The sequence below is a fragment of the Aliiglaciecola sp. SL4 genome (genome assembly GCF_041538045.1).
Taxonomy (GTDB): Bacteria; Pseudomonadota; Gammaproteobacteria; order Enterobacterales; family Alteromonadaceae; genus Aliiglaciecola.
The window spans coordinates 1-3,778 of record NZ_JBGOSE010000025.1 but is presented as its reverse complement, the minus strand read 5'-3'; the positions used below and the strand labels follow the sequence as shown (position 1 = coordinate 3,778).

Annotated in this window: 3 protein-coding genes and 1 pseudogene; 1 reads left to right on the top strand and 3 read right to left on the bottom strand. The window is 39.7% G+C overall.

From position 1 onward, the window contains the following. The 3 genes and pseudogenes from AB6T38_RS19165 to AB6T38_RS19155 all read right to left on the bottom strand — a co-directional run. On the bottom strand, positions 1-786 hold a 786-nt coding region (locus AB6T38_RS19165; RefSeq protein WP_372548819.1), incomplete at its 3' end, for an oligosaccharide MFS transporter. Continuing rightward, positions 720-1,127 (bottom strand): annotated as a pseudogene (locus tag AB6T38_RS19160) (MFS transporter). The gene AB6T38_RS19165 and the pseudogene AB6T38_RS19160, both read right to left, overlap by 67 nt. A gap of 12 nt (positions 1,128-1,139) precedes the next feature. Next, positions 1,140-2,156, bottom strand: coding sequence for a LacI family DNA-binding transcriptional regulator (locus AB6T38_RS19155; protein ID WP_372548818.1), 1,017 nt, complete (start codon positions 2,154-2,156; stop codon positions 1,140-1,142). Positions 2,157-2,298: 142 nt separating this feature from the next. Between AB6T38_RS19155 and AB6T38_RS19150 the strand changes: the two genes are divergently transcribed. Next, on the top strand, positions 2,299-3,778 hold a 1,480-nt coding region (locus AB6T38_RS19150), incomplete at its 3' end, for a GH32 C-terminal domain-containing protein (RefSeq protein ID WP_372548817.1).

Genomic DNA, 3,778 nt, shown 5'->3' with positions numbered 1-3,778 from the left:
CACTCCGGTTAGTATAGATAAGCCGCTGGCTGCAAGTTGCGACATAAATTGAAAACCCACAATGTAAATAGTGGCCGATAAACGTGCATCAAAAGTAGCAGAAATATATTTAAATATTGCAATCAACATAATCGGTAGTTCAACCGCATGAAGCAGTTTCATAGCGGAAATAGAATAAGGATCGTCGGCATAACCTGATCCAATAATGCGGATGGCCATCACTATGCCACTCAATACTAATCCATTCTTAGCACCAATTTTATTCACTAAAAAAGGAGCTAAAAACATGCCTCCAGCTTCTAGGAAAACCTGCAATGAATTTAGGTAGCCAAACATTGCGTTACCTTCGGCTTGAGTTGGAAATTGTGCCGCAAAATAGACTGCAAACTGCTGATCATAGACACCATAGATGCACGAAACACCAATGACAAATGTACTAAATGCCCAAAATTTGCTGTCTTTAAACAAACTAATTGCGTCACCTAGTCTTAACGCGCTTGCTTGGTTATCATCATTTATTTGTTTTGAACCGTCTTCATTCACTGTAACGAAAAATAAACAGGTCAAAAACATAACCGCACACAAACTTGCTAGTACAAAATTTAACGATGCCGAAATATTGAATATTTGGCCGGTGAAAAATGTCGCTATCGCCCAGCCTACGGATCCCCACATTCTTGCTTTACCAAACTCAAAGCCAGTGGTTCGTCCAACCCGATCTATGTAAGTTTCAACAGCTCCAACTCCGGCAAAAAATGCCACCGAGCAAAAAAAACCACCGAGCAAAAAAAACCACCAATAATCGCCGCCAGATACAGGGAAGCGGTTAACATGGGCGAATAAATATAGATAAAGAATGGTCCGCTAAGCAAAAGCATTACCCCTACAAACCAAAGTAGTTGTTTGCGCAGACCCAATTTATCCTGAATGAACCCATATCAGGGCATAATAAAAAGTGCAGTAATCGCATTTATACTAAATACAATCCCAGTTTCAGCACCGTTTAAGCCAATAGCTTGGTTTAACCAAATTGGATATATTGAAAAGCAAAATGACCAAGTCAAAAAGAAACTTAAAATACATCCGCTTAGTAACCAGTAATTACGTCTAGATAAGTGATCTGACATCATTGACCTATATTATGAGTTTGGGTAACCATGAGAATCTCTGAGTACCAATTCTCCGCTTACTTCTATTTTTTCAGGAGTGCTAACCTGCTGTTTATTAATGGCTAATTGGGCAGCTTTTTGTCCCATGCTGAAGTAAGGTAGGCTTACGGTGGTGAGTTTGGGTAACAAGTTTTCGGCGATTAACTTATAATTGTCGTAACCCACAACTGAGATATCTTCTGGAATGTGAAAACCGAGTTTTCGAATCAACATATATACCCGCATCGCCATTTTATCGTTACCACAACAAATTGCTGTGGGTCGGTCTTGCCGCGATAAAAGGTTACTCAAGACTTCAGGTAGATCTAAAAACTCATCGTCGATATCTTTGCAAACTCCAACTCGAATTAAATCTTTATCAATTGTTAAATTTGCATCTTTGTGGGCTTTGCGATAACCATCTATTCGTAACTGCGTTGCTGGCATATCTTCAAACAGGGTTAAATAGGCTATTTTTGTATGTTTTTGGGCAATAAGTTGGGCAGTGATTTGATATGCACCTAAATAATCATTAGGCAGAATGGTGAGATAATTCAAACTGCGCTCAAAGCAGTTCACAAGTATCAGTGGACACTTTTTAAAAGAGTGTTTTATTTCAACTTGTCGGCGATAAACCGTCGCAAATATAATAGCCTCAGCCCTTTGCCTTCTAAAGTCATCCACCAATCTGGAAAAGTTTTTTTCACTGCCACCGGACTCACCGATCATTAGCAGCTTTCCCTGCTTTTCACATTCGCTTTGTATACCCGCAATAATGTCAAAAGAGTCAGGCGTAGTCGTTAGTTTTTCAGTTATTAAACATACGATTCCTTTGTCACGGCCTCTTAAAGCTTGGGCTGCTGCTGAAGGATAAAACTCCAGTTCTTGCATTGCAGCTTCCACTTTTTCTTTGGTTTTAGTGCTCACACCTTCGAAGCCACCCAGCACTCGAGAGACTGTTTTAACAGAAACATTTGCTTTTGCTGCAACATCTTTAATTGATGACATAAAAACCTTTTTAATAATCCGATGACTAAAGTATTAATTTGACACTATGCCAACATTAAGTTGACATTATTTTAAAACTTGCGATCATAATGACTAACGATAGACATTTTAGCATTTTTCAAAAATTTTTATAGAGGTGCATATGCAGCAGCCTGAAAACCAAAACCTTCAGAGTACAGAGCGTTCGTGGAGTCCTCATTATCATTTTTTTAAACTGGGGTTTTGGATCAACGATCCCAACGGTTTATTCTATTTAGATGGTAAATATCATCTATTTTTCCAACTCAATCCTGATGATGTCGTGTGGGGAAATATGCATTGGGGATATGCGACTTCTGAGAACTTGATTGACTGGGAACATCAACCTATTGCCCTTCACGCCGAGCCAGAAGGTTTAGGTTATATATTCTCTGGTGGGGCCGTGGTGGATACCAACAACACTGCAGGTTTCGCCACTGGAGAGTATCCTGCAGTAATCGCTACATTCACACATCAATCGGAAAATGAAGAACAAGTTCAAAGCATTGCCTACTCGGTAGATGGTGGACAAAATTTCACAAAGTATACTCGCAACCCAGTTATACCGAACCCTGGCCTAAAAGATTTTAGAGACCCGAAAGTGGTGTGGTATGCCAAAAAACAATATTGGGTAAAGGCTGTAGTTGCTGGCCAATGTGTTTATTTTTATCAGTCCAGCGACCTGAAAAGTTGGCAAAAATTGTCTGAATTTGGACATAACCATGGCGCTCATGGCGGTATATGGGAGTGCCCAGATCTGTTTCCATTAATTTGCAGTGAAACAGGAGAAGAACGTTGGGTGTTATTAATTAGTATTAATCCAGGCGGGCCTAATGGTGGCTCGGCAACACAATATTTCATCGGTGATTTCGACGGAGTTGAATTTAAACCTCAAGATTCCCCACTTGGAAATAGCCAAATCCATTGGTTGGATTATGGTACGGACTGTTATGCTGGTATTACATGGGATAATACACCCGATATTTTACAGAGTAGGACATATATTGCGTGGATGAGTAACTGGGATTATGCACGAGACACGCCAGACAACACATGGCGAGGGGCAATGACCTTGCCACGAAAAATTAGCTTAGTTAAGAGCGAAGTGGGATATCTATTGGCCACTCCACCAGCGATTGATTTCAATGGGGGAAATTCTATTAGTAGATCGGAAACTCTTAATCAACAGCCGTTAGTTATACCCGAAGCTTATAAGTTGGTCTTTACGCTAAATTCAGATAGTACTAAAACCGTACTTCAGTGGCAAAGTGCGAGTAAAGAAACCTTTGTTTTGACGATTGATTTTGCTAATAAACTAATTTTGGCAGATAGAACCCAAAGCGGTTTCAACGAAAAAGGATTTGATACAATTGTGAAAATGCCTATTGAGGTATTAGAGCAACAAAATGTTGAAATAGAAATCTACGCTGATGCTTGTTCTTTTGAGTTATTTTTCAACGGTAGTCGACAATGTATTACGATGCTTACCTTCCCTACAACGCCATTCAACCAACTTTCGATCGCTCCGGACAGTGAAGAAAAGCTGGTTAATGATGTTAAATTAAGCGCTTATAAAGCTGCCAATAGCCTAAAGAGACTAAAGT

Excerpts from the sequence above, each read along its gene's own strand:
- AB6T38_RS19155 (WP_372548818.1), bottom strand. The coding sequence starts at position 2,156 with ATGTCATCAATTAAAGATGTTGCAGCAAAAGCAAATGTTTCTGTTAAA.